Origin of the sequence: Blastococcus sp. TF02-8 (assembly GCF_003319175.1) — a bacterium.
GTDB lineage: Bacteria > Actinomycetota > Actinomycetes > Mycobacteriales > Geodermatophilaceae > Blastococcus.
The window spans coordinates 117,674-141,413 of the sequence record NZ_QOHK01000006.1 but is presented as its reverse complement, the minus strand read 5'-3'; the positions used below and the strand labels follow the sequence as shown (position 1 = coordinate 141,413).

27 protein-coding genes are annotated in these 23,740 nt (G+C 72.8%); 18 read left to right on the top strand and 9 right to left on the bottom strand.

Translation table 11 applies throughout. The features are described from left to right. Positions 1–45: 45 nt before the first annotated feature. A complete protein-coding gene (locus DQ237_RS13600; RefSeq protein WP_113800672.1) occupies positions 46–1,776 on the bottom strand; it encodes a M15 family metallopeptidase in 1,731 nt (576 codons plus the stop codon). 184 nt (positions 1,777–1,960) lie between these two features. Here DQ237_RS13600 and DQ237_RS13595 point away from each other — a divergent pair, with 184 nt between their 5' ends. Continuing rightward, on the top strand, positions 1,961–3,742 hold the full coding sequence (locus DQ237_RS13595; RefSeq protein WP_240619621.1) for a DEDD exonuclease domain-containing protein: 1,782 nt from the start codon (positions 1,961–1,963) through the stop codon (positions 3,740–3,742). After that, positions 3,739–4,026, top strand: coding sequence for an Lrp/AsnC family transcriptional regulator (locus DQ237_RS13590; protein ID WP_113800670.1), 288 nt, complete (start codon positions 3,739–3,741; stop codon positions 4,024–4,026). The genes DQ237_RS13595 and DQ237_RS13590 overlap by 4 nt, the downstream gene beginning before the upstream one ends. On the opposite strand, the gene trpD is transcribed toward DQ237_RS13590, so the two are convergent. Continuing rightward, the gene (gene trpD, locus DQ237_RS13585; RefSeq protein WP_113800669.1) at positions 4,023–5,072 is read right to left on the bottom strand and encodes an anthranilate phosphoribosyltransferase; all 1,050 of its coding nucleotides are present in this window, start codon (positions 5,070–5,072) and stop codon (positions 4,023–4,025) included. The two genes, DQ237_RS13590 and trpD, sit on opposite strands and share 4 nt — an antisense overlap. Further along, positions 5,069–5,497, bottom strand: coding sequence for a hypothetical protein (locus tag DQ237_RS13580; protein WP_113800668.1), 429 nt, complete (start codon positions 5,495–5,497; stop codon positions 5,069–5,071). Before DQ237_RS13580 ends, trpD begins: the two co-directional genes overlap by 4 nt. Before the next feature lie 124 nt (positions 5,498–5,621). Here DQ237_RS13580 and DQ237_RS13575 point away from each other — a divergent pair, with 124 nt between their 5' ends. The 5 genes from DQ237_RS13575 (at position 5,622) to DQ237_RS13555 (ending at position 10,756) form a co-directional block, all read left to right on the top strand. Then, positions 5,622–6,245 (top strand): heme-copper oxidase subunit III, encoded by a 624-nt coding sequence (locus DQ237_RS13575; protein WP_205730214.1) that lies wholly within the window; start codon positions 5,622–5,624, stop codon positions 6,243–6,245. Between the two features lie 7 nt (positions 6,246–6,252). After that, complete coding sequence (locus tag DQ237_RS13570; protein WP_205730213.1) at positions 6,253–7,095, top strand: cytochrome c; 843 nt, start codon at positions 6,253–6,255, stop codon at positions 7,093–7,095. Next, positions 7,092–8,204, top strand: a complete 1,113-nt coding sequence (locus DQ237_RS13565) for a ubiquinol-cytochrome c reductase iron-sulfur subunit (RefSeq protein ID WP_113800666.1) — start codon at positions 7,092–7,094, stop codon at positions 8,202–8,204. Before DQ237_RS13570 ends, DQ237_RS13565 begins: the two co-directional genes overlap by 4 nt. Beyond that, on the top strand, positions 8,204–9,886 hold the full coding sequence (locus DQ237_RS13560) for a cytochrome bc complex cytochrome b subunit (RefSeq protein ID WP_113800665.1): 1,683 nt from the start codon (positions 8,204–8,206) through the stop codon (positions 9,884–9,886). The genes DQ237_RS13565 and DQ237_RS13560 overlap by 1 nt, the downstream gene beginning before the upstream one ends. A 120-nt stretch (positions 9,887–10,006) precedes the next feature. Continuing rightward, positions 10,007–10,756 carry a GNAT family N-acetyltransferase gene (locus DQ237_RS13555; protein WP_113800664.1) on the top strand — a complete coding sequence of 250 codons (750 nt, stop codon included), beginning with the start codon at positions 10,007–10,009 and terminating at the stop codon, positions 10,754–10,756. A gap of 91 nt (positions 10,757–10,847) precedes the next feature. Here DQ237_RS13555 and DQ237_RS13550 read toward each other — a convergent pair whose 3' ends face one another. Together DQ237_RS13550 and coxB are read right to left on the bottom strand one after the other, a co-directional pair. Further along, positions 10,848–11,252 carry a cytochrome c oxidase subunit 4 gene (locus DQ237_RS13550; RefSeq protein WP_113800663.1) on the bottom strand — a complete coding sequence of 135 codons (405 nt, stop codon included), beginning with the start codon at positions 11,250–11,252 and terminating at the stop codon, positions 10,848–10,850. Between the two features lie 45 nt (positions 11,253–11,297). Beyond that, positions 11,298–12,185 (bottom strand): cytochrome c oxidase subunit II, encoded by an 888-nt coding sequence (gene coxB / locus DQ237_RS13545; RefSeq protein ID WP_113800662.1) that lies wholly within the window; start codon positions 12,183–12,185, stop codon positions 11,298–11,300. Positions 12,186–12,459: 274 nt separating this feature from the next. Between coxB and DQ237_RS13540 the strand changes: the two genes are divergently transcribed. From DQ237_RS13540 to asnB, 3 genes are read left to right on the top strand one after another with little or no spacing between them, the layout of a single operon-like run. After that, complete coding sequence (locus DQ237_RS13540) at positions 12,460–12,825, top strand: metalloprotease (RefSeq protein ID WP_113800802.1); 366 nt, start codon at positions 12,460–12,462, stop codon at positions 12,823–12,825. Beyond that, on the top strand, positions 12,815–13,159 hold the full coding sequence (locus DQ237_RS13535) for a DUF3817 domain-containing protein (RefSeq protein ID WP_240619620.1): 345 nt from the start codon (positions 12,815–12,817) through the stop codon (positions 13,157–13,159). The genes DQ237_RS13540 and DQ237_RS13535 overlap by 11 nt, the downstream gene beginning before the upstream one ends. A 47-nt stretch (positions 13,160–13,206) precedes the next feature. After that, positions 13,207–15,138 (top strand): asparagine synthase (glutamine-hydrolyzing), encoded by a 1,932-nt coding sequence (asnB, locus tag DQ237_RS13530; RefSeq protein WP_113800661.1) that lies wholly within the window; start codon positions 13,207–13,209, stop codon positions 15,136–15,138. Positions 15,139–15,202: 64 nt separating this feature from the next. Here the strand turns inward: asnB and DQ237_RS13525 are convergent, their stop codons facing one another. After that, a complete protein-coding gene (locus DQ237_RS13525) occupies positions 15,203–15,550 on the bottom strand; it encodes an iron-sulfur cluster assembly accessory protein (RefSeq protein ID WP_113800660.1) in 348 nt (115 codons plus the stop codon). A 152-nt stretch (positions 15,551–15,702) separates the two neighbouring features. On the opposite strand from DQ237_RS13525, the gene DQ237_RS13520 reads away from it, so the two are divergent. From DQ237_RS13520 to DQ237_RS13510, 3 genes are read left to right on the top strand one after another with little or no spacing between them, the layout of a single operon-like run. Then, positions 15,703–16,308 carry a DUF3043 domain-containing protein gene (locus DQ237_RS13520; RefSeq protein ID WP_113800659.1) on the top strand — a complete coding sequence of 202 codons (606 nt, stop codon included), beginning with the start codon at positions 15,703–15,705 and terminating at the stop codon, positions 16,306–16,308. A 26-nt stretch (positions 16,309–16,334) separates the two neighbouring features. Further along, positions 16,335–17,123, top strand: a complete 789-nt coding sequence (locus DQ237_RS13515) for an MBL fold metallo-hydrolase (RefSeq protein ID WP_113800658.1) — start codon at positions 16,335–16,337, stop codon at positions 17,121–17,123. A gap of 11 nt (positions 17,124–17,134) precedes the next feature. After that, positions 17,135–18,121, top strand: a complete 987-nt coding sequence (locus DQ237_RS13510) for an aldo/keto reductase family protein (RefSeq protein ID WP_113800657.1) — start codon at positions 17,135–17,137, stop codon at positions 18,119–18,121. Positions 18,122–18,156: 35 nt separating this feature from the next. On the opposite strand, the gene DQ237_RS13505 is transcribed toward DQ237_RS13510, so the two are convergent. Next, entirely contained in the window at positions 18,157–18,369 is a 213-nt protein-coding gene (locus tag DQ237_RS13505) for a hypothetical protein (RefSeq protein WP_113800656.1), read from the bottom strand. Positions 18,370–18,479: 110 nt separating this feature from the next. Here DQ237_RS13505 and DQ237_RS13500 point away from each other — a divergent pair, with 110 nt between their 5' ends. From DQ237_RS13500 to DQ237_RS13485, 4 genes are read left to right on the top strand one after another with little or no spacing between them, the layout of a single operon-like run. After that, entirely contained in the window at positions 18,480–18,926 is a 447-nt protein-coding gene (locus DQ237_RS13500; protein ID WP_113800655.1) for a phage holin family protein, read from the top strand. Beyond that, complete coding sequence (locus DQ237_RS13495; protein ID WP_113800654.1) at positions 18,923–19,219, top strand: DUF3618 domain-containing protein; 297 nt, start codon at positions 18,923–18,925, stop codon at positions 19,217–19,219. Before DQ237_RS13500 ends, DQ237_RS13495 begins: the two co-directional genes overlap by 4 nt. Beyond that, positions 19,216–19,488, top strand: coding sequence for a DUF4235 domain-containing protein (locus DQ237_RS13490; protein WP_113800653.1), 273 nt, complete (start codon positions 19,216–19,218; stop codon positions 19,486–19,488). Before DQ237_RS13495 ends, DQ237_RS13490 begins: the two co-directional genes overlap by 4 nt. Positions 19,489–19,490: 2 nt before the next feature. Next, the gene (locus DQ237_RS13485) at positions 19,491–20,624 is read left to right on the top strand and encodes a YihY/virulence factor BrkB family protein (RefSeq protein ID WP_113800652.1); all 1,134 of its coding nucleotides are present in this window, start codon (positions 19,491–19,493) and stop codon (positions 20,622–20,624) included. Between the two features lie 7 nt (positions 20,625–20,631). Here the strand turns inward: DQ237_RS13485 and gcvT are convergent, their stop codons facing one another. Further along, a complete protein-coding gene (gene gcvT, locus DQ237_RS13480) occupies positions 20,632–21,750 on the bottom strand; it encodes a glycine cleavage system aminomethyltransferase GcvT (RefSeq protein ID WP_113800800.1) in 1,119 nt (372 codons plus the stop codon). Positions 21,751–21,772: 22 nt separating this feature from the next. Between gcvT and DQ237_RS13475 the strand changes: the two genes are divergently transcribed. Next, positions 21,773–23,305, top strand: a complete 1,533-nt coding sequence (locus DQ237_RS13475) for a leucyl aminopeptidase (RefSeq protein WP_240619619.1) — start codon at positions 21,773–21,775, stop codon at positions 23,303–23,305. Positions 23,306–23,355: 50 nt separating this feature from the next. Here the strand turns inward: DQ237_RS13475 and DQ237_RS13470 are convergent, their stop codons facing one another. Further along, positions 23,356–23,715, bottom strand: a complete 360-nt coding sequence (locus tag DQ237_RS13470; protein WP_205730212.1) for an oxidoreductase — start codon at positions 23,713–23,715, stop codon at positions 23,356–23,358. Positions 23,716–23,740 lie beyond the last annotated feature (25 nt).

Sequence of the window (23,740 nt, the reverse complement as noted above, 5' to 3'; positions counted from 1 at the left end):
CGCACGCTAGGAGGAGCCACCGACAATTCCGCTGCGTCCCCGCCGTCAGGTGCCCGCGTACTCCCAGTGCCAGGGCTCCTCCCGGCCGTTGCCGGGGTCGGCCCAGGTCGGGTGCAGGAACCCGAACCGACCGGCGTTCGCCACCATCCAGGCGTACTGCGGCGTCCCGAACCCGTCGATCCCTCCGCACAGGTCGACGGCCAGCCCCCAGCCGTGGTTGCTCGTCCCCGGAACGGCGGCCAGCGCCGGCTTCTCGCCGTAGAGCCGGACCTGGCTGCTGTACGTGCGGTAGGAGTCGGTGATGCAGATCGGCCCACCGAACGCGCCGGCGTACGCGGACGACATCGCCCGGTAGGCGGCCGCGGCGTCGCAGCGCAGGCTGTGCCCGGCCACCCCGAGGGGGCACATCGCGCTGGGTGGGATGAGCCCGTTGGGGTAGCCGCCCCACGCCCGAGCGCCGTCGTAGCTCGGCGGGTAGACGGTGTTGCCGCACTCCATGCGCAGCGCGCCGGCCGTCGGCGCCGGGACCTCGACGGCCTCCCGACCGGGCAGGCTCGGCCGGCCGACGGCCACCACCTGGTCCCCGGGCAGGGTGCGTACCACGACCGCACCGGCCCGGCCGTCGGCGGCGAGCATCGTCCGGGGATCCAGCGCGATCCCCACGTGGCCGAGCCCCGCCTCCGCGGTGCCCAGGAACACCAGGTCGCCGGGCAGCACGTCGGCGGCGGCCACCGGTGCCGTCGTGGCGAACAGCTCGCCCTGCGTGGCCGGGAGCGCGATCCCCGCCCGTGCGTACACCGACTGCACCAGGGAGCCGCAGTCCCAGGAGTCGGGGCCGGCCGTACCCGGCGCGTACGGCTTGCCGAGCGCCTCCATGGCCGCGCTGACCGCCGTCAGCGTCTCCGCGGGGAGCACCAGCGTCGAGCTCGGCTGCCCCGGCTTCTGGGCCGCGCCGGGCTGGGCACCGCCGCCCGAGGCCCCCACGGGCACCAACCCGGCCGGCAGGGCCCGCGCAGGGTCGCGCAACCGGTCCGCGGGGGTCGACGCCAGGCCGGTCGCCGTCAGCTGGTCGACGTAGGCGCGCCAGTTCTCCGCCGTCCGCCGGTTGACGTCGACCTGCTCCGCCTGCAGCCGTGCCAGCTGCCCGTCGACCGCGCCCAGGGCGTCGTCCAGCTCCGCGGTCACCGCGTCGGCCGCGGACTCCAGCTCCGCCACCCGTGCGGCCACCTCGTCGGCCCGGGCCGCCGCGTCGTCCAGGGCCGCCTGCGCCCGCCGCTGCTCGTCCAGGGCGGCCTGCCGGAACCTCTCGGCGACGCCGATCACCTCGGCGGCGTGGGAGTCCACCGCCTCGAGGAAGCCCATCGCGGAGAGCACGTCGGCGGGGTCCCCGCTGTCCAGCAGCAACGTCAGCCGGGTCAGCCCTCCCCCGTCGCGGTAGACCGCGGCCGCGTAGTCGGCGACCGCCCGCTGGTGCACGGCGAGCTCGCCCTGCTTGTCCGCGAGGACCGCTCGTGCCGCCTCCACCGCGCGCTGAGCCCCGGCCAGCTCCTCGCGGGCAGCGACCACCTCGTCCTGCTGGGCCCGCAGGTCGTCCTGCACCTCGGCGGCCCGCTGCTGCAGCCGGTCGAGGTCGCGGCTGTCCAGCACCCCGGTGGTCCCACCGGGCTGGTCGCTCGGCGCGGCCACCGCCGTCGCCGGCCCTACCGCGAGCGCCAGCGCCGCCACCGCGGGCACCAGGACGCGGTGGCGCAGTCGGACGGAGGGGAGCGCGGGCATGGGACCACCTTCGCTGTCGGACGGCTCCCCCGGTGCAGGGCCGTCACCAGCACGAATGGTGTCCTGCCCGCGCGGCGCGTGCCAGACGGGGACGCGTGGTCCGGCGACGGACACCCCAGACGGGGGACGCCGGGCCCGGCGCGCGTCCCCCGGAGTGTCAGCACCCCGACCTAGCGTCCGCCGCGTGCCACCCTCCTCCGCCGCGCTCGGCTACCAGCAGGTCTCGATCGAGGAGCTGGGCACTCCGCTGTCCCAGGTCACGTTCGTGGTCGTCGACCTGGAGACCAGCGGCGGGTCGCCGAAGGACAGCGCGATCACCGAGATCGGGGCCGTCAAGGTCCGCGGCGGGCAGGTCCTCGGCGAGTTCCAGACCCTGGTCGACCCCGGCCACGAGATCCCGCCCTACATCAGCGTGCTCACCGGCATCACCTCGATGATGGTCGCCACCGCGCCGCGCATCGACGCCGTCCTGCCGGCATTCCTCGAGTTCGCCCACGGGGCGGTGCTCGTCGCGCACAACGCCCCGTTCGACCTCGGCTTCCTCAAGGCCGCGTGCGCCGGCAGCGGGATCCCGTGGCCGGGACCGGCCTCGGTCGACACCGCCGTCCTCGCCCGGCGCCTGCTGAGCCGCGACGAGGTGCCCAACTGCAAGCTGGGCACGCTGGCACCCTTCTTCTCCGCCTCCACCTCCCCCACGCACCGGGCGCTGGACGACGCGCGCGCCACGGTCGACGTGCTGCACGGCCTCTTCGAGCGGTTGGGCCCGCTGGGCGTCACCACCCTCGAGGAGCTCACCGGGATCACCCGGCAGATCGACCCGGAACGGCGGAAGAAGCGGCACCTGGCCGACGGGGTCCCGTCCGGGCCGGGCGTGTACCTCTTCCGGGGACCGCGGGACGAGCCGCTGTACGTCGGCACCTCCGGCGACCTGCGCAGCCGGGTGCGCAGCTACTTCTCCTCCAGCGAGCAGCGCAGCCGGATCACCGAGATGGTCGGTCTGGCCCAGCGGGTCGACACCATCTCCTGCGCCCACACGCTGGAGGCCGCGGTGCGGGAGCTCCGGCTGATCGCCGAGCACAAGCCGAGGTACAACCGCCGGTCCCGCTTCCCGGAGCGGGCCCTGTGGGTACGGCTCACCGAGGAGCCCTTCCCCCGACTCTCCGTGGTGCGCCGCGTCCGCCCCGACGCCGGCGTCTTCCTCGGCCCCTTCCCCGACCGGAGAGCGGCGGACGCCGCCGTGGCCGCCGTGCACGAGGCGCTCCCGCTGCGCCAGTGCACGACCCGCCTCTCCCCCCGCACGCCCGTGGGCGACTGCGTGCTCGCCGGCATGGGCCGGTGCGGTGCCCCGTGCACCGGCGCGCAGTCGGTGATCGAGTACGCCGACATCGCCGCCGTCTTCGCCGCGGCCGTCAGCCACGACCCCCGCCCGCTGATGGCCCCGCTCCTCGACCGGGTCGACCGGCTGGCGGCGGAGGAGCGCTACGAGGACGCCGCGGTCCTGCGCGACCGGATCGCCGTCCTCGTCCGCGCCGTCCGCCGCCGGCAGCGCCTGGAGTCGCTGGCGGCCGTCCCGGAGCTGGTGCTCGCGCGCCCCGACGGTTCCGGGGGCTGGGAGCTCTCCGTCGTCCGCCACGGCAGGCTCGTCTCGGCCGGAACGGCCCCCCGCGGGACGACGGTCCGCAGCGTCCTGCCCGGCCTGCTGATGACGGCGGAGACCCTGCCCGGGACAGACGGCGCGCCGACGACGTCGGTCGACGAGACCGAGCTCGTGCTGCGCTGGCTGGAGAAGCCCGGCACCCGGCTCGTCCAGCTCACCGGCACGCTCGCCAGCCCGGCGCCGGGGACGGGTGCCTACAGCGGCTTCCTCGACCGGGTCGAGGCCGGCCACACCCAACGGGACCCCTTCGCCGACGGCCGGTCGCTGGGGACCCGGGCGCGCCCCGAGCGGATAGCATCCCCGGCGTGATCACCGCCATCGTCATGATCGACGCCGCCACGGACTCGATCCCCGAGGTGGCGGGCGCGATCGCCGACCTCGACGGCGTCAGCGAGGTCTACTCCACGGCCGGCGAGGTCGACCTGATCGCCGTCGTCCGGGTCCGGGAGTTCGAGCAGATCGCCGAGGTCATCGCCGGGCACATCAACAAGGTGCCCGGCGTGCTGGAGACCGAGACGCACATCGCCTTCCGCGCCTACTCCCGGCACGACCTGGAGTCGGCCTTCTCCATCGGCTTCGAGTCCGCCGACTAGCGCGGCGTCGACGCCGCCCGGCTCACCTCGACCCAGCGGTCGAGCAACGCCGCCGCGCGCCCGTCGTCGACGGCGGCCGCCGCTCGCTCCAGGCCGGCGGCCAGCGAGTCGTGCAACCGACCCTCCCGCTCGTCGAAGGCGACGAGCGCAGCGGCCGCGTTGAGCAGGACCGCGTCGCGCACCGGCCCCTTCTCGCCGTCGACGAACCGGCGGAACACCTCCGCGTTCGCGCGTGCGTCGCCCCCGCGCAGGGCGTCCGGCCCCGGCGTGTCGATGCCCAGCGCGGACGGGTCGACCCGCTCGGGCTGCACCGCGCCGCCGCGGACCACCCAGACCGCCGACGTCGTCGCGGTGGTCAGCTCGTCGAGGCCGTCGTCGCCACGGAAGACCAGCGCCCGGCTACCGCGCTCGGCGAGCACCTCGGCGAGGACCGGCGCCATGCGCGCGTTCGCGCAGCCGATCGCCGCCGCGACGGGGCGCGCGGGGTTGGTCAGCGGACCGAGGAAGTTGAAGACGGTGCCGATGCCCATCTCCCGGCGCGCCGCGGCGGTGTGCCGGTAGCCCGGGTGGAAGACGGGGGCGAAGAAGAACCCGATCCCCGCCTCCCGGACGCAGCGGACGACGGCGTCCGCCGGCAGGTCGATGACCACGCCGAGCGCTTCGAGCACGTCGGCGGCCCCGGAGGACGACGACGCGGCACGGTTGCCGTGCTTGGCCACCGGCACGCCGGCCGCGGCGGTGACCACCGCGGCCATCGTGGAGATGTTCACGGTGTGCGCGCCGTCGCCACCGGTGCCGACGATGTCCACGCAGTCCAGGGGCAGGTCCACCGGTGTGGCCCGGGCGATCATCTCGGTCGCCAGGCCCGCCACCTCCTGGGCCGACTCCCCCTTGGCCCGCAGGGCCACGGCGAAGCCGGCGACCTGGGCGGGCGTGGCCTCGCCGGTCATCACCTCGCGCATGGCCCAGCGCGTGTCCTCCGCGGTCAGGTCCTCACCGGCCAGCAACCGGTTGAGCAGCCCCGCCCAGGTGGGTGCGCCCGTCACGGGCGCACGACCGCGCGCCGCGTCCCGCTGCGCAGCAGGTCCGCGACGACCCCCGGGGCCACCAGCGGGTCCACCGGCAGGGCCAGCGTGGCCTCGGCGCGCGACCAGTGCGCCAGCCACCGGTCGGGCTGGCGGGCGATGAGGATGCAGACGGCCGGCCGGTCGGCCACCTCGACCTCGAGCTGGCGGGTCAGGGCGAGTCCGCCGGTCGGCTGCGCCTCGCCGTCCAGGACGCACAGGTCGATGCCTCCGGCGTCCACCGCGGCGACCACCCCCGCCGCCGTGGCGCACTCCACCCAGGTGAGCGGCCCGACGTCGGCCGCGGGGCGGCGGCCGACCGCGGTGCGGACGGCGTCGCGCACCTCCGGACGGTGGCTGTAGAGCAGCACGGTGGCCGGTGCGGCGGACGTCTCGGCGGCACTCACGCGGCCGAGCCTAGTGCCCGAAGGCGTTCCCGCAGGCCAACACCTGCAAGTCCGTATCGAGCTGGTCACATCGGCGCCACGCCGTCGCCACCCGCAGTCGTGACCGGGGCCTGCCGATGCCATGATGAGCCTCGTGACAACGGCCCCCGTCGCGAGCAGCACCTTCGACACCTCGCGGGTGCACTCCCTGACCCGACCGAACATGGTCAGCGTCGGCACGATCATCTGGCTCGCGAGCGAGCTGATGTTCTTCGCCGGACTGTTCGCCATGTACTTCACCGCGCGAGCCCGGTCCACCGAGGGGTGGCCGCCGGAGCCGACGGAGCTGAACCTCCCGTACGCCACCGTCTTCACGGTCATCCTGGTGCTCTCCTCGGTGACCTGCCAGTTCGGTGTCTTCGCGGCGGAGAACGGCAACGTCTACGGCCTCCGGCGCTGGTTCACGATCACCTTCGTGATGGGCCTGGTCTTCGTGCTCGCGCAGGCGAACGAGTACCGCGTGCTGGTGACCGAGCACGACACGACGATCTCCTCGTCGACGTACGGCTCGGTCTTCTACCTGACGACGGGCTTCCACGCCCTGCACGTCATCGGTGGGCTCGTGGCCTTCGTCTTCGTGCTCATCAGGTCCACCATGGGCCGCTTCACGCCGGCACAGGCGACCGCCGCGATCGTGGTCTCCTACTACTGGCACTTCGTCGACGTCGTGTGGGTCGGGCTCTTCGCCACGATCTACCTGATCCGCTAGGGAACCGGTGTCCACCACGAACCCGCACTCCGACGCCCCGACCGAGGCCGTGAGCAGCCCGGTCGACCGGGCCCGCGTCCGCCGCCGGTCCAAGCAGCGCCGCCGCGTCGCCAACGTCGCCGGCCTGATGGCCTCGCTGGTGCTGACCGGCTCGCTCTACTCGGTGTTCGCGCCGGCGCAGGCCGCCGACGACACCACCTCCGAGTCCGCCGCGGAGGCGGCGGGCCGGGAGCTGTACGAGCGCAGCTGCATCACCTGCCACGGCGAGAACCTCGAGGGCGAGCCCAACCGCGGCCCGTCCCTGATCGGTGTCGGCGAGGCCGCCGTCTACTTCCAGGTGCACACCGGCCGCATGCCGCTGGTGCGCCAGGAGGCCGACGCCCCCGACAAGCCGACGATCTTCTCCGACGAGGAGATCGACCAGCTGATGGCCTACGTGCAGGCCAACGGCGGCGGCCCGACGCTGCCCTCCGGCGACCTGCGCGACGGCGACCTGGCCGAGGGTGGCGAGCTGTTCCGGCTCAACTGCGCCTCCTGCCACAACTTCGTCGGCGAGGGCGGCGCGCTCTCCTCCGGCAAGGCCGCGCCGAGCCTCAAGGACACCAGCGACACCGAGCTCTACGCGGCGATGCTGACCGGACCGGAGAACATGCCGGTCTTCGGTGACAACCAGCTGACCCCCGACGAGAAGCGCTCGATCATCAACTACGTCCAGACCGTCAAGTTCCAGGCCGACCCCGGCGGCGCCGGCGTGGGCCGCATCGGCCCGGTCGCCGAGGGCCTGGTCGTCTGGGTGGTCGGCATCAGCGTGCTGATGTTCGGAATCTTCTGGATGGGGAGCAAGGCGTGACCACGCACGACACCCGCCCCGGTTCGGCCGGCGGCGCGGACACCCCGGGTCCCCTGCACGGCGGCCCGGACGAGGACTACACCCCCGAGCAGCTCGCGGCGATGAGCCGCGAGGAGCTCGACATCCTCGGTGCCCGGTACGACGGCGTGGAGATCCTCCACGTCGACCCCGGCCCGGAGCCCGGGTCCCGGATGGAGAAGCGCGCCGTCCGCCAGGTCGGCTGGACCTTCGCCGCGGCCGGCATCTCGGCGTTCCTCTTCCTCGTCGTCTACGTCGGGTCGGGCTGGTTCCTCCCCGAGTGGGCGTGGGCGCGCGAGGGCACCACCTGGAGCGCCCTGTTCACGCCGCTTCTCGGCCTCTTCATGGGTCTGGCCTTCGCCCTCGCCGGCATCGGCCTGGTGCTGTACACCAAGAAGCTGCTGCCGCACGAGACGGCGGTGCAGGACAAGCACGACGGCTCGCACTTCGACCGCGTCACCACCGGCGCCACGCTGGTGGGCGGCCTGCACAACAGCGGTCTGGCCCGGCGGAAGCTGCTCACCCGCTCGCTCGGCTTCATGGGCGCCGGAGTCGGCCTGATGCTGCTGGCCCCGCTCGGCGGGCTGATCAAGAACCCGAACAAGGGCAACCCCCTGGGCCGCACCAGCTGGGCCGAGGGTGTCCGGCTCGTCCGCGACGACGGCACCCCGATCCGCCCGGGTGACCAGCAGCCCGGTTCGCTCGAGACGGTCTTCCCGGCCGTGCCCGGCGGCAACCGGCAGTCCGACGCGGCGACGATGCTCATCCGGCTCCGGCCGGAGCAGGTCAACGCGGACCGGCCGCGCGAGGGCCAGGCCGACTTCGGCTACAACGACTACGTCGCCTACTCCAAGATCTGCACGCACGCCGGTTGCCCGGTGTCGCTGTACGAGCAGGAGACCAGCCGGATCCTCTGCCCCTGCCACCAGTCGCAGTTCGACGTCACGCAGGGCGCCAAGCCGGTCTTCGGCCCGGCCACCCGCTCGCTGCCGCAGCTCCCGCTCGATGTCGACGACGAGGGCTACTTCGTCGCCCGCAGCGACTACATTGAGGCCGTGGGCCCCACCTACTGGAACCGGGAGCGCATCTGATGGCTGCTACCGCCACTGCGCCGGGGGCGCCGACCTCGCGGCTCGGTAAGGCCGCGACCGAACTGGACGACCGCCTCATCGTCGCGGGCCCGGTGCGCCGCACGCTGAACAAGGTGTTCCCCGACCACTGGTCGTTCCTGCTCGGCGAGATCGCGCTCTACTGCTTCATCATCCTGCTGCTGTCCGGCACGTACCTGACCTTCTTCTTCGACGCCACGATGATCGAGGTCCAGTACGACGGTCAGTACGACCCGTTGCGCGGGACCGAGATGTCGGGCGCCTACGCCTCCGCGCTCGACCTGTCCTTCGACGTCCGCGGCGGCCTGTTCATGCGCCAGCTGCACCACTGGGCGGCGCTGCTGTTCGTCGCCTCGATCGTGGTGCACCTGCTCCGCATCTTCTTCACCGGTGCGTTCCGCCGGCCGCGTGAGAGCAACTGGCTCATCGGCGTGGTCATGCTGGTGCTGTCGCTGCTCATGGGCGTCACGGGCTACTCGCTGCCCGACGACCTGCTGTCGGGCACCGGTCTCCGCATCATCAGCGCGATCCTGCTGTCCATCCCGGTCATCGGCACGTGGGCGCACTTCGCGATCTTCAACGGGGACTACGTCGGCGAGCAGATCATCGGGCGCTTCTACATCGCCCACGTGCTGATCTTCCCGGCGATCCTGCTCGCGCTGATCGCGGTGCACCTGCTGATCCTGGTGAAGCAGAAGCACACCCAGTTCCCCGGCCCCGGCCGCACCGAGCACAACGTGGTCGGCAACCGGCTCTTCCCGACGTTCGCGGGCAAGGCCACCGGGCTCATGCTGGTCGTGTTCGGCGTCTGCACCGCCCTGGCCGGTCTCGTGCAGATCAACCCGGTCTGGCTCTGGGGCCCGTACAACCCGGCGCAGGTCTCCGCGGCGTCGCAGCCGGACTGGTACATCGGCTTCCTCGACGGCTCGACCCGGATCTTCCCCGCCTGGGACATCAACCTCCCCGGTGACTACACGATCCCCGCGCTGTTCTGGCCGACGGTCGTCGTGGCCGGCACGATGTTCACGGTCCTCGCGCTCTACCCGATGATCGAGCGCAAGGTCACCAAGGACACGGCGTCGCACCACCTGCTGCAGCGTCCGCGCGACGTCCCGGTGCGCACCTCGCTGGGCATGATGGGCCTGACGTTCTACTTCTGGCTGATGGTGGCCGGCGGCAACGACGTCATCGCCGACAAGTTCGACATCAGCCTCAACGCCATGACCTGGATCGGGCGGATCGGCGTCATCGTCCTCCCGCCGATCGTGTACACGATCACGTACCGGATCTGCCTGGGCCTCCAGCAGCACGACCGCGAGGTGCTCGAGCACGGCATCGAGACCGGTGTCATCCGGCGCCTGCCCCATGGTGAGTTCATCGAGGTGCACCAGCCCCTCGGCCCGGTGGACGAGCACGGCCACGGCCAGCTCGCCTACGGTGGCGCTCCGGTCCCGAAGCGGATGAACCACGTCGGCGGAGCCCGCCGGGCGATCCGGGGCTTCTTCTCCCCCATCGAGCAGCCGTCCGCGGTCGAGCTCGAGCAGCGGGGCGAGGGGCGCGGCCTGGCGGCCGGTGAGGCGTCGCGCGAGCTGACGACCTCCGGCCGCCCGTCGGACGGCGGACGTCCTTCCGACGGTGGGCGCCCGCAGGACGCGCGCGACTGATCGCGGAGCACGACGGAGAAGGGCCCCGGTGGTTTCCACCGGGGCCCTTCTGCATGTGCGGGCCCGCACACCGGCCACCCCCGCGGCAGGCACGCTGGGGAGACCCCCGAGGATCACCGCATGGGACAGATGCGGTCGTCGCTGGACGTGGTGGGGCTCGAACGCCTGGCCGCACGCGGATGGCGAGCTCCCGAGGAGGACCATCTCGGCGAGTGGCTGCTCCGCGCCGCCCAGGGCTTCACGAGCCGCGCCAACTCCGCCCTGGTGGCCGGTGATCCCGGCCGTCCGCTCCCGGAAGCGGTGGCAGCCGTCGAGCGGTGGTACGACGAGCGCGGGCTGCGGCCCTGCGCTCTGCTGCCGGGCGTCCAGTCCCGTCCCGCCGACGCCGCCTTCGCCACCGCGGGGTGGCAGCGGGACGAGCCGGTGCTCGTCCTGACCGCGCCCGTGACAGGGTTCCCTCCCCCGCCGGTCCCGATCGATCTGCGACCGGCCCCTGACGCCTCCTGGCTCGCCCGGTACCGCCCCGGCGGCGCCCCGCTCCCCCCGGGAGCACTCGAGGTGCTCACGCGCGGCGAGGAGCTCGTCTTCGCCTCGGCGCGCCCGGGTCCCACGTCAGCGGAACCGGTCGCCATCGCGCGGGGAGCGCTCGTCGACGGCCGGCTCGGCGTGACCGCTCTCGACGTCGACGAGCGGTACCGGCGCCAGGGGCTCGCCACCGCCGTCATGGGCGCCCTCGTGCACTGGGCGGCCGCCCGGGGCGCGCACGAGGTCTACCTGCAGGTGACGGCCGGCAACACCGCCGCCCGCGCGCTCTACCGCCGCGCCGGCTTCATCGAGCACCACCGCTACCACTACCGCCGCCGGCCCTGAGCCGCCGCTCGCGCGGACCAGCGGCACCGGGAACGACGAGGACCCCTCCTGCGGGGTGGCGGGAGGGGCCCTCGTCGAGCGGTCGAACAGGTCAGCTCTGCTGGGCGTTCTGCCCCACGTAGTACTCGAAGAGCAGACCGCCGACGCTGATGATCAGCGCGAAGCCGGCGATCAGGATGAGCCAGGCGTACCAGAAGGCCAGCGCCAGGCCCATCAGGGCGGCAGACAGCGCCAGCGTGATCGGCCAGTAGCTGGCCGGCGGGAAGAAGCCCAGCTCCCCGGCGCCCTCGGCGATGTCGGCGTCCTTCCGGTCCTCCGGGCGGGCGTCGATGCGCCGCGAGACGAACCAGAAGAACCCACCGATGAGCCCGGTGAGCCCGCCGGAGAGCGCGAGCGCCGTCGTGCCGATCGGCTCACCGGCCCACACGCCGTAGACGATCGCGGCCACGATGCAGAACACCGTGATCAAGTTGAAGATCAGCGCCTCGACCTTCACGGCCGTGCCTCCTCGTACGTGGTGCCGGTGCTGGGAACGGGAGCGTCAGTCACCAGCGGACCGCTGCTGGTCGGCGTTCTTGTTCTGCGCCAGGTCCAGCGGGGTCGTGGTGCCGGCCTCGCCGGGCTGCCCGATCGACTCGAGCGCGTCGTAGGTGTTCAGGCCCTCCTCGCGCGCAGCGAGGTAGGCGTCGTAGTCCTCGCCGGAGACGGCGCGGACCTCGAAGTTCATGTACGCGTGGTAGGTCCCGCACAGCTCGGCGCAGCGGCCGACGTAGGCACCTTCCTTCTGGACGGTCACCTCGAAGACGTTGTCCCGGCCGTTCTCGTTGCCCGGGATCACGTCGAGCTTGAAGAGGAACTCCGGCACCCAGAACGAGTGGATGACGTCCGCGGAGACGACCTGGAAGCGGATGGTCCGCTCCGTGGGGACCACGAGGATCGGGATGTCCGTGCTCGTGCCGACGGTGCTGACCGGCTGGCCGTCCTGCCCCTCGGTCTCCGGGTAGACGAACTCCCAGTTCCACTTGAAGGCGTTGACCTCGATGGTCTCGTCGGGGTCCGCGCTGCGCTCCATGACCTTGTTCTGCGTCACCACGGTGAAGAAGAACAGGCCGGCGATGATGATGAACGGAAGGACCGTGAGACCGATCTCCAGCGGCAGGTTGTAGGCCGTCTGCCGCGGCAGCTCGTCACCCCGCTTGCGGTGCCGCACCACCGAGTAGCCGATCAGCGACCACACGATGATGCCGACGATCAGGGCGGCGATGACCGACCCGGTCCACAGCTGACGCATCTCCGTGGCCTGTTCGGTGATGCCCTCCGGCCAGCCGAACCGCCAGAACTCGTTGTTCGGCATCTCGCATCCGGTGAGGGTGAGTACCCCCAGGAGACCGAGCGCGGCCAGCCGCGCGAGCCTGCTGCCTCGAGCCACTGCTCGCTGCCTCCTCGTCCTCCGCCCGGCTCCCGGGCGGTCCTTCCAGCGGGTCCTCCACCGGTGTCCGGCACGGTCAGACCGCGCCGTTCACAGTGTGGGCCGAGACTAGCCGACCCGCCTGCGGGGCCGACCACCGGAGACGGTTGCGGCGGGTCGCGACGGCGTCGCGTCGGCCGGGTGCGCCGTCGGCACGGGGGATGTGACCGGATCGCCCCGGGTCGGGACCGCTCGGGCGCCGGGCCGCGCCGGGACGACGGTTAGAGTCGTGGGCGTGTACACCCGGCTGCTGACCCCGAAGTGGGTGCTCCTGCACCTGCTCGTGGCCGCACTGTTCGTCGCCACCTTCTTCCTCGGCTACTGGCAGCTCAGCAAGGCCGAGAACGGCGGCGGGGCGGTCAACTGGAGCTACGCGCTCCAGTGGCCGCTGTACGGCTTCATGGGCCTGTGGTTCTACCTGCGGATGGTGCGCGACGAGCTGCGCCGCGACCCGGACGCCGACCGGCCCGGCAACGCCGTCGTGCTCTACCAGCGCCCGCGCATCGACACCACGGGCGACCCCGAGCTCGCCGCCTACAACGCCTACCTCGCCGAGCTCAACGAGAAGGCGCTGGGACAGAGGAGCAGCAGTGGCCGTTGAGCAGCCCACGCGGGCCGCCGGGCGCGACGTGCCGACGGCGCTGACCCGCTACCGCGTGATGGCGAACGTCGTCGGCGTGCTCCTCATCGCGCTCGTCGTCGTCGCGGTCCCCCTCAAGCACCTGGGTGGCATCGACGCCCCCGTGGCGGTGCTGGGGACGGCGCACGGCTGGCTGTACGGCCTGTTCTTCCTGGCCACGGTGGACCTGGCGCTGCGGGCGAAGTGGAGCATCAAGGGCTTCCTGGTCACCGTGCTGGCCGGGACCGTGCCGTTCCTGTCCTTCTGGGCCGAACGCACCGCCACCCGCAAGACCCGCCTCGGCGAGCGCGTCTGACCGTCGCGGTCCCCGTCCCCCTCAACGACCCCGGAGTCGCGCGCCTCATGTGTGGCCTGATCGCCTACTTCTCCACCGACGCCGACCGCGTCGACGACGGCACGGTCGAGGCGGTGCGGGCGGCGCAGAACTGCGTCCGCCACCGCGGCCCGGACGAGAACGAGGCGTGGTGGGACGACCGCGCCGTCTTCGGGTTCAACCGGCTGTCGTTCATCGACATCGAGCACAGCCACCAGCCGATGTCCTACGCCGACGGCCGCTACCGGATCGTCTTCAACGGCGAGATCTACAACTACCTGGAGCTGCGCGAGGAGCTGAAGGCGGCCGGGGCCACCTTCGCCACCGAGGGCGACACCGAGGCGATCGTCGCGGGCTACACCGTCTGGGGCGAGGGCGTCGTCGAGCGCCTCCGCGGCATGTTCGCCTTCCTCATCTGGGACACCCAGGAGAAGACGGTCTTCGGTGCCCGCGACCCGTTCGGCATCAAGCCGCTGTTCACCGCGCGGCTGGCCGACGGCGGGCTCGTCTTCAGCTCCGAGAAGAAGGCCGTCCTGGAGCTCCTGGGTGGCAGCGCGGCGGCCGGCGGCGTCGACCCCGCCTCCCTGCAGCACTACCTGACCCTGCAGTACGTTCCCGAGCCGGCGACGCTGCACCGCGGCATCCGCCGGATCGAGAGCGGCACGAGCTTCACCGTCGCCGACGGCGAGCTGACGACGAAGCGCTACTTCCACCCGACCTTCCCGGTCCGCCCGGTCGCGAAGGACGAGCAGCAGGCCCTCTACGACCGGATCGCCGACGTGCTCGACGACTCGGTACGCGTGCACATGCGGGCCGACGTCACCGTCGGGTCCTTCCTCTCCGGGGGGATCGACTCCACGGCCATCGCCGCCCTGGCCAAGCGCTACAACCCGAAGCTGCTGACCTTCACCACCGGCTTCGAGCGCCAGGGCTTCTCCGAGATCGACGTCGCGGCGGAGTCCGCGGCCGCGATCGGCGTGGAGCACATCACCAAGGTGGTGACACCGCAGGAGTTCGCCGAGTCGATCCCGCTGGTGGTCTGGTACCTCGACGACCCGGTCGCCGACCCCGCGCTCGTGCCGCTGTACTTCATCGCCCGCGAGGCCCGGAAGCACGTGAAGGTCGTGCTCTCCGGCGAAGGGGCCGACGAGCTCTTCGGCGGCTACAACATCTACCGCGAGCCGCTGTCGCTGGCGGCCTTCGAGAAGCTGCCGCGCGGCATCCGCCGCGCGCTCGGCGCGCTGTCGACCCGCCTTCCCGACGGCATGCGCGGCAAGGACCTGCTGCGCCGCGGGTCCATCCCGCTCGAGCAGCGGTACTACGGCAACGCCCGGCTCTTCCGCGACGACGAGCTCGGCTTCCTGCGGACCCGCGACGCCGACCTCTCGCACGTCACGGTCACCCGCGAGCTCTACGAGCGCACCCGGGCCGCCGGCTACGACGACGTCACCGCCATGCAGTACGTCGACCTGTTCACCTGGCTGCGCGGGGACATCCTGGTCAAGGCCGACAAGATGACCATGGCCAACTCGCTCGAGCTCCGGGTGCCCTTCCTGGACCCCGAGGTCTTCCGGGTCGCGTCCACGATCCCGGTGGACCAGCGCGTGACCAAGGAGACGACGAAGTTCGCGCTGCGCAAGGCGCTGGAGCAGATCGTGCCGGCGCACGTGCTGAACCGCCGCAAGCTGGGCTTCCCGGTACCCACCCGGCACTGGCTGGCCGAGGACCTGCACGACTGGGCCCGCCAGGTGATCGAGGACAGCGGCACCGAGGAGTGGCTCGACAGGTCCCAGGTGCTGGCGATGCTGGACGCACACCGGGCCAACCAGCGGTCGGGCTCCCCGGTCGACTACTCGCGCAAGCTGTGGACCCTGCTGGTCTTCATGATCTGGCACGGCATCTTCGTCGAGGGGCGGATCCGCCCCGAGATCCCGGCGACGGTCTACCCCGTCCGGCTGTAGCTCCTCCGGACACGACAGCGCCCGGTCCCCCGTGCGGGGAACCGGGCGCTGTGTGCGTCCGGGCTCAGTTGAACGAGTCGCCGCAGGCGCAGGAACCCTGCGCGTTGGGGTTGTCGATCGTGAAGCCCTGCTTCTCGATGCTGTCGACGAAGTCGATGGTCGCGCCGCCCAGGTACGGGCCGCTCATCCGGTCGATGATCACCTCGACGCCACCGAAGTCGTAGGTCTGGTCGCCGTCGAGGAACCGCTCGTCGAAGAAGAGCTGGTACCGCAGACCCGAGCAACCGCCGGGCTGGACCGCGATGCGCAGCCGCAGGTCGTCACGACCCTCCTGGTCCAGCAACGCCTTGACCTTGGCGGCCGCGGGGTCGCTGAGCACGACGCCGGTGGCCGCGGTGTCCTGCACCGTCATATTCCTGTCCTCTCCCTCCGAGGTGTCCGCGCACGCGCACTCCCTCGCGGACGAACGCCGCCGGGACGGCACCTCTTCCCGTGCACCCCCACTGTACGGCGCCGACGCCGATCCACGGGGCCTGATGGCTCACACCCGTAGACTTCCCAGCCGTGAAGTTCCGCCTGACCGGCCGCCGCGACCCCGACCAGACGCCCGCCGCTCCCTCGAGCGACGCCGGTGAGCTGACCGAGCAGCGGCTCCAGGCCAGCGGGAAGGGCCGCCCGACGCCCAAGCGCGCCGAGGCCCAGGGCCGCCGGCAGGGTCCGCCCCCGCCGCCGCCCACCACGCGCAAGGAGGCCTACCAGCGCCTCCGGGAGCAGAACGCCGCCCGCCGCCAGGGCGCCGCCCGCGGTGACGAGGCCTACCTGCCCGCCCGCGACCGGGGTCCGGTCCGCAAGCTGGTCCGGGACGTGGTCGACAGCCGCCGGAACATCGGCAGCCTGTTCCTCGCCGTGGCCGCCGTCGCCCTGGTCGGCACCTTCGTCCCGAGCCTGGCGGTCAAGAGCTACTCCACCTTCGTGCTGCTGGGCTTCTTCGTCCTGCTGGTCATCGACTCGGTGGTCCTCGGCCGCAAGATCCGCGCCGCGGTCACGAGCCGCTTCCCCGACGGGAAGCACACGATGCGGGGGTTGGTCTGGTACGGCATCAGCCGCTCGACCATGATCCGCCGCTGGCGGTTCCCGAAGCCCGAGGTCGAGCTGGGCGCCCAGGTCTGAGCCGCCCTCCGGCGGCGCCCGCACCCATGCGCGTCACCCTGCTCGGCACCGGGTCGGCCGACGGCTGGCCCAACCCCTGGTGCGGGTGCCCCTCGTGCGCCGACTCCCGCCGCCGGGGCACCACCCGACGTCCGACCTCGGCGCTGGTCGACGACGTGCTGCTGCTGGACCTCTCCCCCGCGCCGCCACCGCCCGAGGTGTTCCTGGGCGGGGTCGGCGCGGTCCTGGTGACGCACGACCACGCCGACCACTGCGCCCCGCTGGTGCTGCTGGCCCGCCAGTGGGTGCGCCGTCACGAGCCGCTGACCGTTGCCGGGCCGCCACCGGTGCTCGACGCCGTGCGCCCGTGGCTGGCACCCGACGACCCGGTGGAACTCGTGCCGTTGGCAGCGGGCGACCGGATCGACCGGCACGGCTACTCCGTCCGCGTGCTGGCCGCGGCCCACGAGGTGGCGACCGTGCTGTTCGACGTCACCGGTCCGGACGGCGGGCGGCTGCTCTACGCCACCGACACCGGCCCCCTGCCCGAGGGGACCATCGCAGCGACCCGCGGTGCCGCCTACGACGTCGTCCTGCTCGAGGAGACGTTCGGCGACCACCTCGACCACGGCACCGGCCACCTGGACCTCAGCACGTTCCCCGACCAGCTGGACCGGCTGCGCGCGGTCGGTGCGGTCACCGCAGCCACCGACGTCGTCGCCGTCCACCTGAGCCACCACAACCCGCCGGCCCACCTGCTCGCCGACCGCCTGGCGGCGCTCGGTGCACGCCTCGTCCCCGACGGGACCACCGTGGGCGCCGGGGCCCTCCTCTAACGTCGTCCACCGTGGAATTCAGACGCCTCGGCCGCTCCGGCCTGACCATCTCCGAGATCGCGTACGGCAACTGGCTCACCCACGGCGGGCAGGTGGAGGAGGACGCGGCCAACGCCTGCGTGCGTGCCGCCCTCGATGCCGGCATCACCACCTTCGACACCGCCGACGTCTACGCCGGCACCCGCGCCGAGACCGTCCTGGGCGAGGCCCTCAGCGGGGTGCGCCGGGAGTCCATCGAGCTCTTCACCAAGGTCTACTGGCCGACCGGCCCCGGGCAGAACGACCGCGGGCTCGGTCGCAAGCACATCATCGAGAGCGCGCACGCCTCGCTGCGCCGGCTGAAGACCGACTACGTCGACCTGTACCAGGCCCACCGGTACGACACGACGGTGCCGCTCGAGGAGACGATGACGGCCTTCGCCGACCTGGTCCGCCAGGGCAAGGCGCTCTACATCGGGGTCTCGGAGTGGAACGCCGAGCAGATCGCCGCCGGCGCGAGCCTGGCGCGGGAGCTCGGCATCCAGCTGATCAGCAACCAGCCGCAGTACTCCATGCTCTGGCGGGTGATCGAGCCCGAGGTCGTGCCGACGTCGGAGAAGGAGGGGGTCTCCCAGATCGTCTGGTCACCGCTCGCGCAGGGCATCCTGACCGGCAAGTACCGGCCGGGCGAGCAGCCCCCGGCCGACAGCCGCGCCGGGCACGCCGAGGCCGGCCAGTCGATGCAGCGGTTCATGCGCGACGACCTGCTCGCCCGCGTGCAGGACCTCCGCCCGATCGCCGAGGACCTGGGGCTGTCGATGGCGCAGCTGGCCCTCGCCTGGGTGCTGCAGAACCGCAACGTGGCGGCCGCGATCATCGGCGCCACCCGGCCCGAGCAGGTGCACGACAACGTCGAGGCGGCCGGGGTGACCCTGGACGGCGACGTGCTGGCACGGATCGACGAGGTCCTGGGCGACACGGTCGAACGCGACCCGGGCAAGACCGCCCGCGGCTTCTGACCTGCGCGACGTGACCCTCAGGCTCTACCTGAGGGTCACGTCGCGGACAGCCCCATCGGGCCGTACACCTTCCGGTCGCCGTCGAACAGGGTCACCGTCGCGACGCCGCGGTCGAGCAGCTCCCGCCAGTTCTCCCCCAGCCAGGACTCCGCGTCGCCCTGGTTGTCCTCCTCCGGCACGTCCACCCCCACCGTCGCCGGCTCCAGGGTCGATCCGGCCGGGTCCTCCAAGCGCCAGTGCCAGCTCATGACGGCGAGGCTAGCGGGCCGGGCACCGTTGCCCGCCTGTGATCCATCCGCCGGTTTCCGGCGCGTGCGGAGGGGCATGGCAGTCCACCGACCCGCCCACCGGAGGACCGATGACCGCCACGCCCCAGCCCACGACGGGCGCCACCCGCGCGCAGACGCCGCCACCCGACCCCGCCACCGCCTCGACCGGCGAGCTGATCGGCGCGCTGCCCGACCTCGTCACCCGACTGGTGCGCGACGAGGTCCGCCTGGCGCAGGCCGAGGTGACCCAGAAGGCCAAGCGGCTCGGCATCGGCGCCGGTCTCTTCGGCGGCGCCGGACTGCTCGCCGCGCTCGGCCTGGGCGCCCTCGTCACCGCGGCGATCCTCGGCCTGGCGAACGTGATGCCCGGTTGGCTGGCGGCCATCGCCGTCGCCCTGGTGCTGTTCGCGGTCGCCGGCGTCCTCGCGCTGGTCGGCAAGAAGGACGTGCAGCAGGCGGCGCCGCCGCTGCCGACGGAGACCCTGGCGAGCGTCCAGGAGGACATCGCCGCGGTGAAGCGGGGGGTGGCCCGGTGAGCACCCCGGCGAACGGCGCCGACGGACCCACCGACGTCGACGCGATCAAGGCCGACATCGATGCCACGCGGGAGCAGCTGGGCCGCACCGTCGACGAGCTGACCCACCGGCTGGACGTCCCCGCCCGCACCAAGGAGAGTGCGCTGCGAGCCCGGGACACCGCGGTGGAGACCTACCGCGAGAGCCCCCCGCTGACCATCGCCGGCCTGCTGGCCGTCGCCGGGCTGGTCACGGGCATCGTCGTGCTTCGGAAGCGGCGCGCCGCGCGCGCCACGAGGAGGAGGAAGCGTTGAGCAAGGGAGCCAAGTTCGCCTACCGGCCCATCGGCCTGATCGGCGGCATCCTGGCCGGGTCCCTGAGCGGGATCGTCTTCAAGCAGATCTGGAAGGCGGTCTCCAACGAGGACGACGCGCCGTCGGCGCTGCAGAGCGAGTACCCGATGCGCGAGGTCGTGCTGGCCGCCGCGATCCAGGGTGCGATCTTCGCCGCCACGAAGGCCGCGATCGACCGCGCCGGCGCCCGCGGCTTCACCAAGCTGACCGGCGCCTGGCCCGGCGACTAGAGGTGACCGGCACCCGGCAGCACGAGAGCGCCGTCGAGCGCATCCGCCAGCGCGTCGAGGAGAAGGCGGCGCGGCGGGCCGCCGCGGCCGAGGCGGCCCGCCGCACCGGCTCGCGGCCCGACCCCGACCGGTTGCCGCCCGAGGCACCCTCGCCCGAGCAGCTCCCCGGCATCCACGCGGAGAAGCCCACCCAGATCCCGTGGAGCGGGTGGAAGCAGATCGTCAAGCGGGCGTGGGCCGAGAACAAGGCCGACAACATGCCGATCATCGCCGGCGGAGTGGCGTTCTTCGGTTTCCTGTCGATCTTCCCGGCGCTGATCGCCCTGATCTCCATCTACGGCCTCGTGGCCTCCGAGGAGACCGTGGCCCAGCAGGTCGAGGACCTCTCCGCCCAGCTGCCCCAGGACGCGGCGAACCTGATCGAGGAACAGCTGCGTTCCATCATCGAGAACAGCGGCAGCGCGCTGAGCATCAGCCTGGTGGTCTCCATCCTCGCCGCGCTGTGGAGCGCCTCCGGCGGCGTGGGCAACGTGATCACGGCGGTGAACATCGCCTACGACGAGGTCGAGGCCCGGAACTTCGTCAAGCTCAAGCTGCTCTCGCTGGCGCTGACGATCGGGGCGATCGTCTTCGTGCTGATCACCTTCAGCCTGGTGGCCGTCGTCCCGTCGGTGATCGAGGCGCTGCCGCTCGGCGTCGTGGGCACCGTCCTGGCGCAGGTCGCGCGCTGGGTGCTGCTGCTGGCGGTGTTCGCGGGCGCGCTCGCCGTCCTCTACCGGGTGGCCCCGGACCGGGACGCGCCGCGGTTCAGCTGGGTGAGCCTGGGCGCCGTCGTCGTCACCGTGATCTGGGCCCTGGTGAGCGTCGGTTTCGCGATCTACGTCGACAACTTCGGGTCCTACGGCAAGACCTACGGCGCCATCGCCGGGGTCATCGTCCTGATGCTGTGGCTGTACCTGACCTGCTACCTGGTCCTGCTGGGCGCGGAGATCAACGCCGAGGCCGAGCACCAGACCGCCCGGGACACCACCGACGGGGATCCCGAGCCGATGGGGACCCGCGGTGCGGTCGTCGCCGACACGCTCCCCGAGTCGCCGGAGCCGGGCGAGCACGCGAGCGACCCGACGAGGAAGTAGCCCGGCCTCAGCGGACGTGCGAGGCCACGAACGGCGGCGCGACCACCTCGACCGGCTGCGGCCGGCCCCGGACGTCGACGGCGAGCTCGGCGCCGTCGACGATCCGGGCGGAGGTGTCCAGCAGCGCCAGCGCGATCCCGGTCCGCAGCGTCGGGGAGAAGGTGCCGCTGGTGGTCTCCCCCACCCGGTTGCCGTCGGTGTCCAGCACCGCCATGCCCGGGCGCGGGATGCCCCGGCCGGTCGCCCGCAGCCCGCGGAGCGACCGCGCCGGACCGGCCGCCTTCTCCGTGGTCAGGGCCGTCCGACCCCAGAACGCCTGCTTCGCCCAGCCCACCGCCCAGCCGGCTCGGGCCTGCACCGGTGAGATGTCGCGCGACAGCTCGTGGCCGTGCAGCGGGTACCCCATCTCGGTGCGCAGCGTGTCGCGGGCACCCAGCCCGCACGGCCGGATCCCGAGGTCCGCGCCGGCCTCCAGCAGCGCGTCCCAGAGCTCGCCGGCCCGGTCGGCCGCGACCAGCAGCTCGTAGCCGTGCTCCCCGGTGTAGCCGGTGCGGCAGACGGTCACCTCCGCCGTCCCGCCGCCCGTGCCGGTCACGAAGGACATGTAGCCGATCTCGCCCGGCAGGCCCAGCAGCTCCAGCACCTGCAGCGACCGCGGGCCCTGGACGGCGAGGACCGCGACCTCGGTGTGCCGGTCCTCGACCGCGACGCCTGCCGGCGCGGCATCGGCCAGGCGGCCCAGCACCTCGCCGGCGTTGGCCGCGTTCGGCACGAGCAGCACGTCGTCGGGTCCGTGCAGGTAGGCGATCAGGTCGTCGATCACTCCGCCGGCCTGCGCCTCACCGTCCGGCACGCAGCACAGCGTGTACTGGGCCCGGCCCGGGCCGATGCGGGACAGGTCGTTGGTCAGGCACGCGTCCACGAACGCCGCGGCGCCCGGGCCGCGGACCGTGCCGGTGCCCAGGTGCGAGACGTCGAACAACCCGACACCCTCGCGGACGGCGGTGTGCTCGGCCAGGACCCCGCCGCCGGCGTACTCGATGGGCATCGACCACCCGCTGAAGTCCGCGAGCTTGGCGCCCGCGGCGAGGTGCCGGTCGTGCAGAGGAGAGGTCAGCGGGGTCACGGCCGTCACCGTAGTGAGGACCGTGCCTGAGTACGATCGGCCGGTGCTCCCGACGATCACCGCGACCGATCAACCGCTCGAGAAGCTGACCGCCGACGCCGTCGTCGTCGCCGTCGGCAAGGGGCCCGACGGGCTGCTCCCGACGCCCGGCGCCGAGGCCGTCGACCGCCTGCTCGGTGGCCGGCTGTTCGCGGCGCTGGCCGACCTCGGCGCGAAGGGCGGCGAGGACGAGGTGACCCGCCTCCCCTCGTTCGGTCAGGGCCCGTTCCCGGTCGTCGCCGTCGCAGGCCTCGGCGCCCCCGACGCCTCCGGTGGTTATGCGCCGGAGGCCGTCCGCCGCGCCGCCGGTGCCGCCAGCCGCTCCCTGCGCGGGCGCCGTACGGTCGTGACGCTGCTCGCCGCCGTGGGCGGTACTCCCGACGCCGACCGGCTGCACGCCGTGGGCGAGGGGTCGCTGCTGGGGGCCTACGAGTTCACCGCGTACAAGTCCGACCTGCCCGCGAACCGGCTCACCCCGCCGCAGGAGTTCGTCGTCGTGGTGCCGGGGGCTGCCGCCGCGGAGACGGCGCTGCGCCGGGTGCGCGCCGTCGCCGACGCCGTCGCCCTGGTGCGCGACCTGGTCAACACCCCGCCCAACGACCTCTTCCCCGCCGAGCTCGCCGCCCGCGGTGCCGCCGCCGGCGAGAAGCTCGGCCTGTCCGCCGAGATCCTCGACGAGGAGGCGCTGGCCGCCGGTGGCTACGGCGGCATCCTCGCCGTGGGCGGCGGCTCCTCGCGCAAGCCGCGACTGCTCCGGCTGACCTACGCCGGTTCGGGGGCGCGCAAGAAGGTGGCGCTGGTCGGCAAGGGGATCACCTTCGACAGCGGCGGCATCTCGATCAAGCCCGCCGCGAAGATGGAGGACATGAAGAGCGACATGGCCGGGGCGGCGGCCGTGATCGCCACCGTCTGCCTCGTCGCCCAGCTCGGCCTGCCGGTCGAGGTCACCGCCACCGTCCCGATCGCGGAGAACCTGCCCAGCGGCACCTCCTACCGGCCGGCCGACGTCGTCACCTTCCGCAACGGGAAGAAGGCCGAGATCACCAACACCGACGCCGAGGGCCGGGTCGTGCTCGCCGACGCCATCGCCCGCGCCGCCGAGGACCGGCCCGACGTGCTGCTGGAGACCTCCACCCTCACCGGCGCCCAGCTCGTGGCCCTCGGCGGGCGGACGGCCGGCGTCATGGGGTCCGACGACATGCGCGCCGCCGTCGTCGCCGCCTCGGAGCGCAGCGGCGAGAGCATGTGGCCGATGCCGCTGCCGCCCGAGCTGCGCCGCGGGCTGGACTCCACCGTGGCCGACTTCGTCAACGCCAACGCCGACCGGATGGGCGGCATGCTCGTCGGTGGGCACTTCCTGGCCGAGTTCGTCCCGTCCGGCCTGCCGTGGGCGCACATCGACATCGCGGGGCCGAGCTACAACACCGGTGGTCCCTGGGGCTACACGCCCAAGGGCGGCACCGGCGTGCCCGTGCGCACCCTGCTGGCCACCATCGAGGCCCTCATCGCCGACTGACGGGGCGGTTCGTGCACTTCTCGCCGGGCGAGAAGTGCACGAACCGCCCGTCAGCGGGGGTGGTCGTGGTTCCGGCGCGACGTCCAGTCGCGCATGCGCCGGGGGTAGCCGGTGACCTGCGCGTCGTAGACCGGGATCGACAGCTCCCGGGAGAGCCTCCGGGCCACCTCGGGACCGGCGATCCGACGACGCGTCCACTCGCCGTCGGCAGCCACCAGCACGATCGTCGTCTCGGTGACCGCCGTCCGCGGCTCCACGTAGCCCTCGACGCCGCGGCGGGTGCCCACGAACTGCTCCAGGTGGGCGAGGTCGGCGCGCTCCGACCCCCGGTCCAGGGTCGCCGGCCGGCCGCTCCCGCCCGCCCCGCGCCCCCGCGTGCCGCGTCCGCGCAACCGGTCGAACAGACCCATGGCCGCCTCCCTCGGTACCGGACAT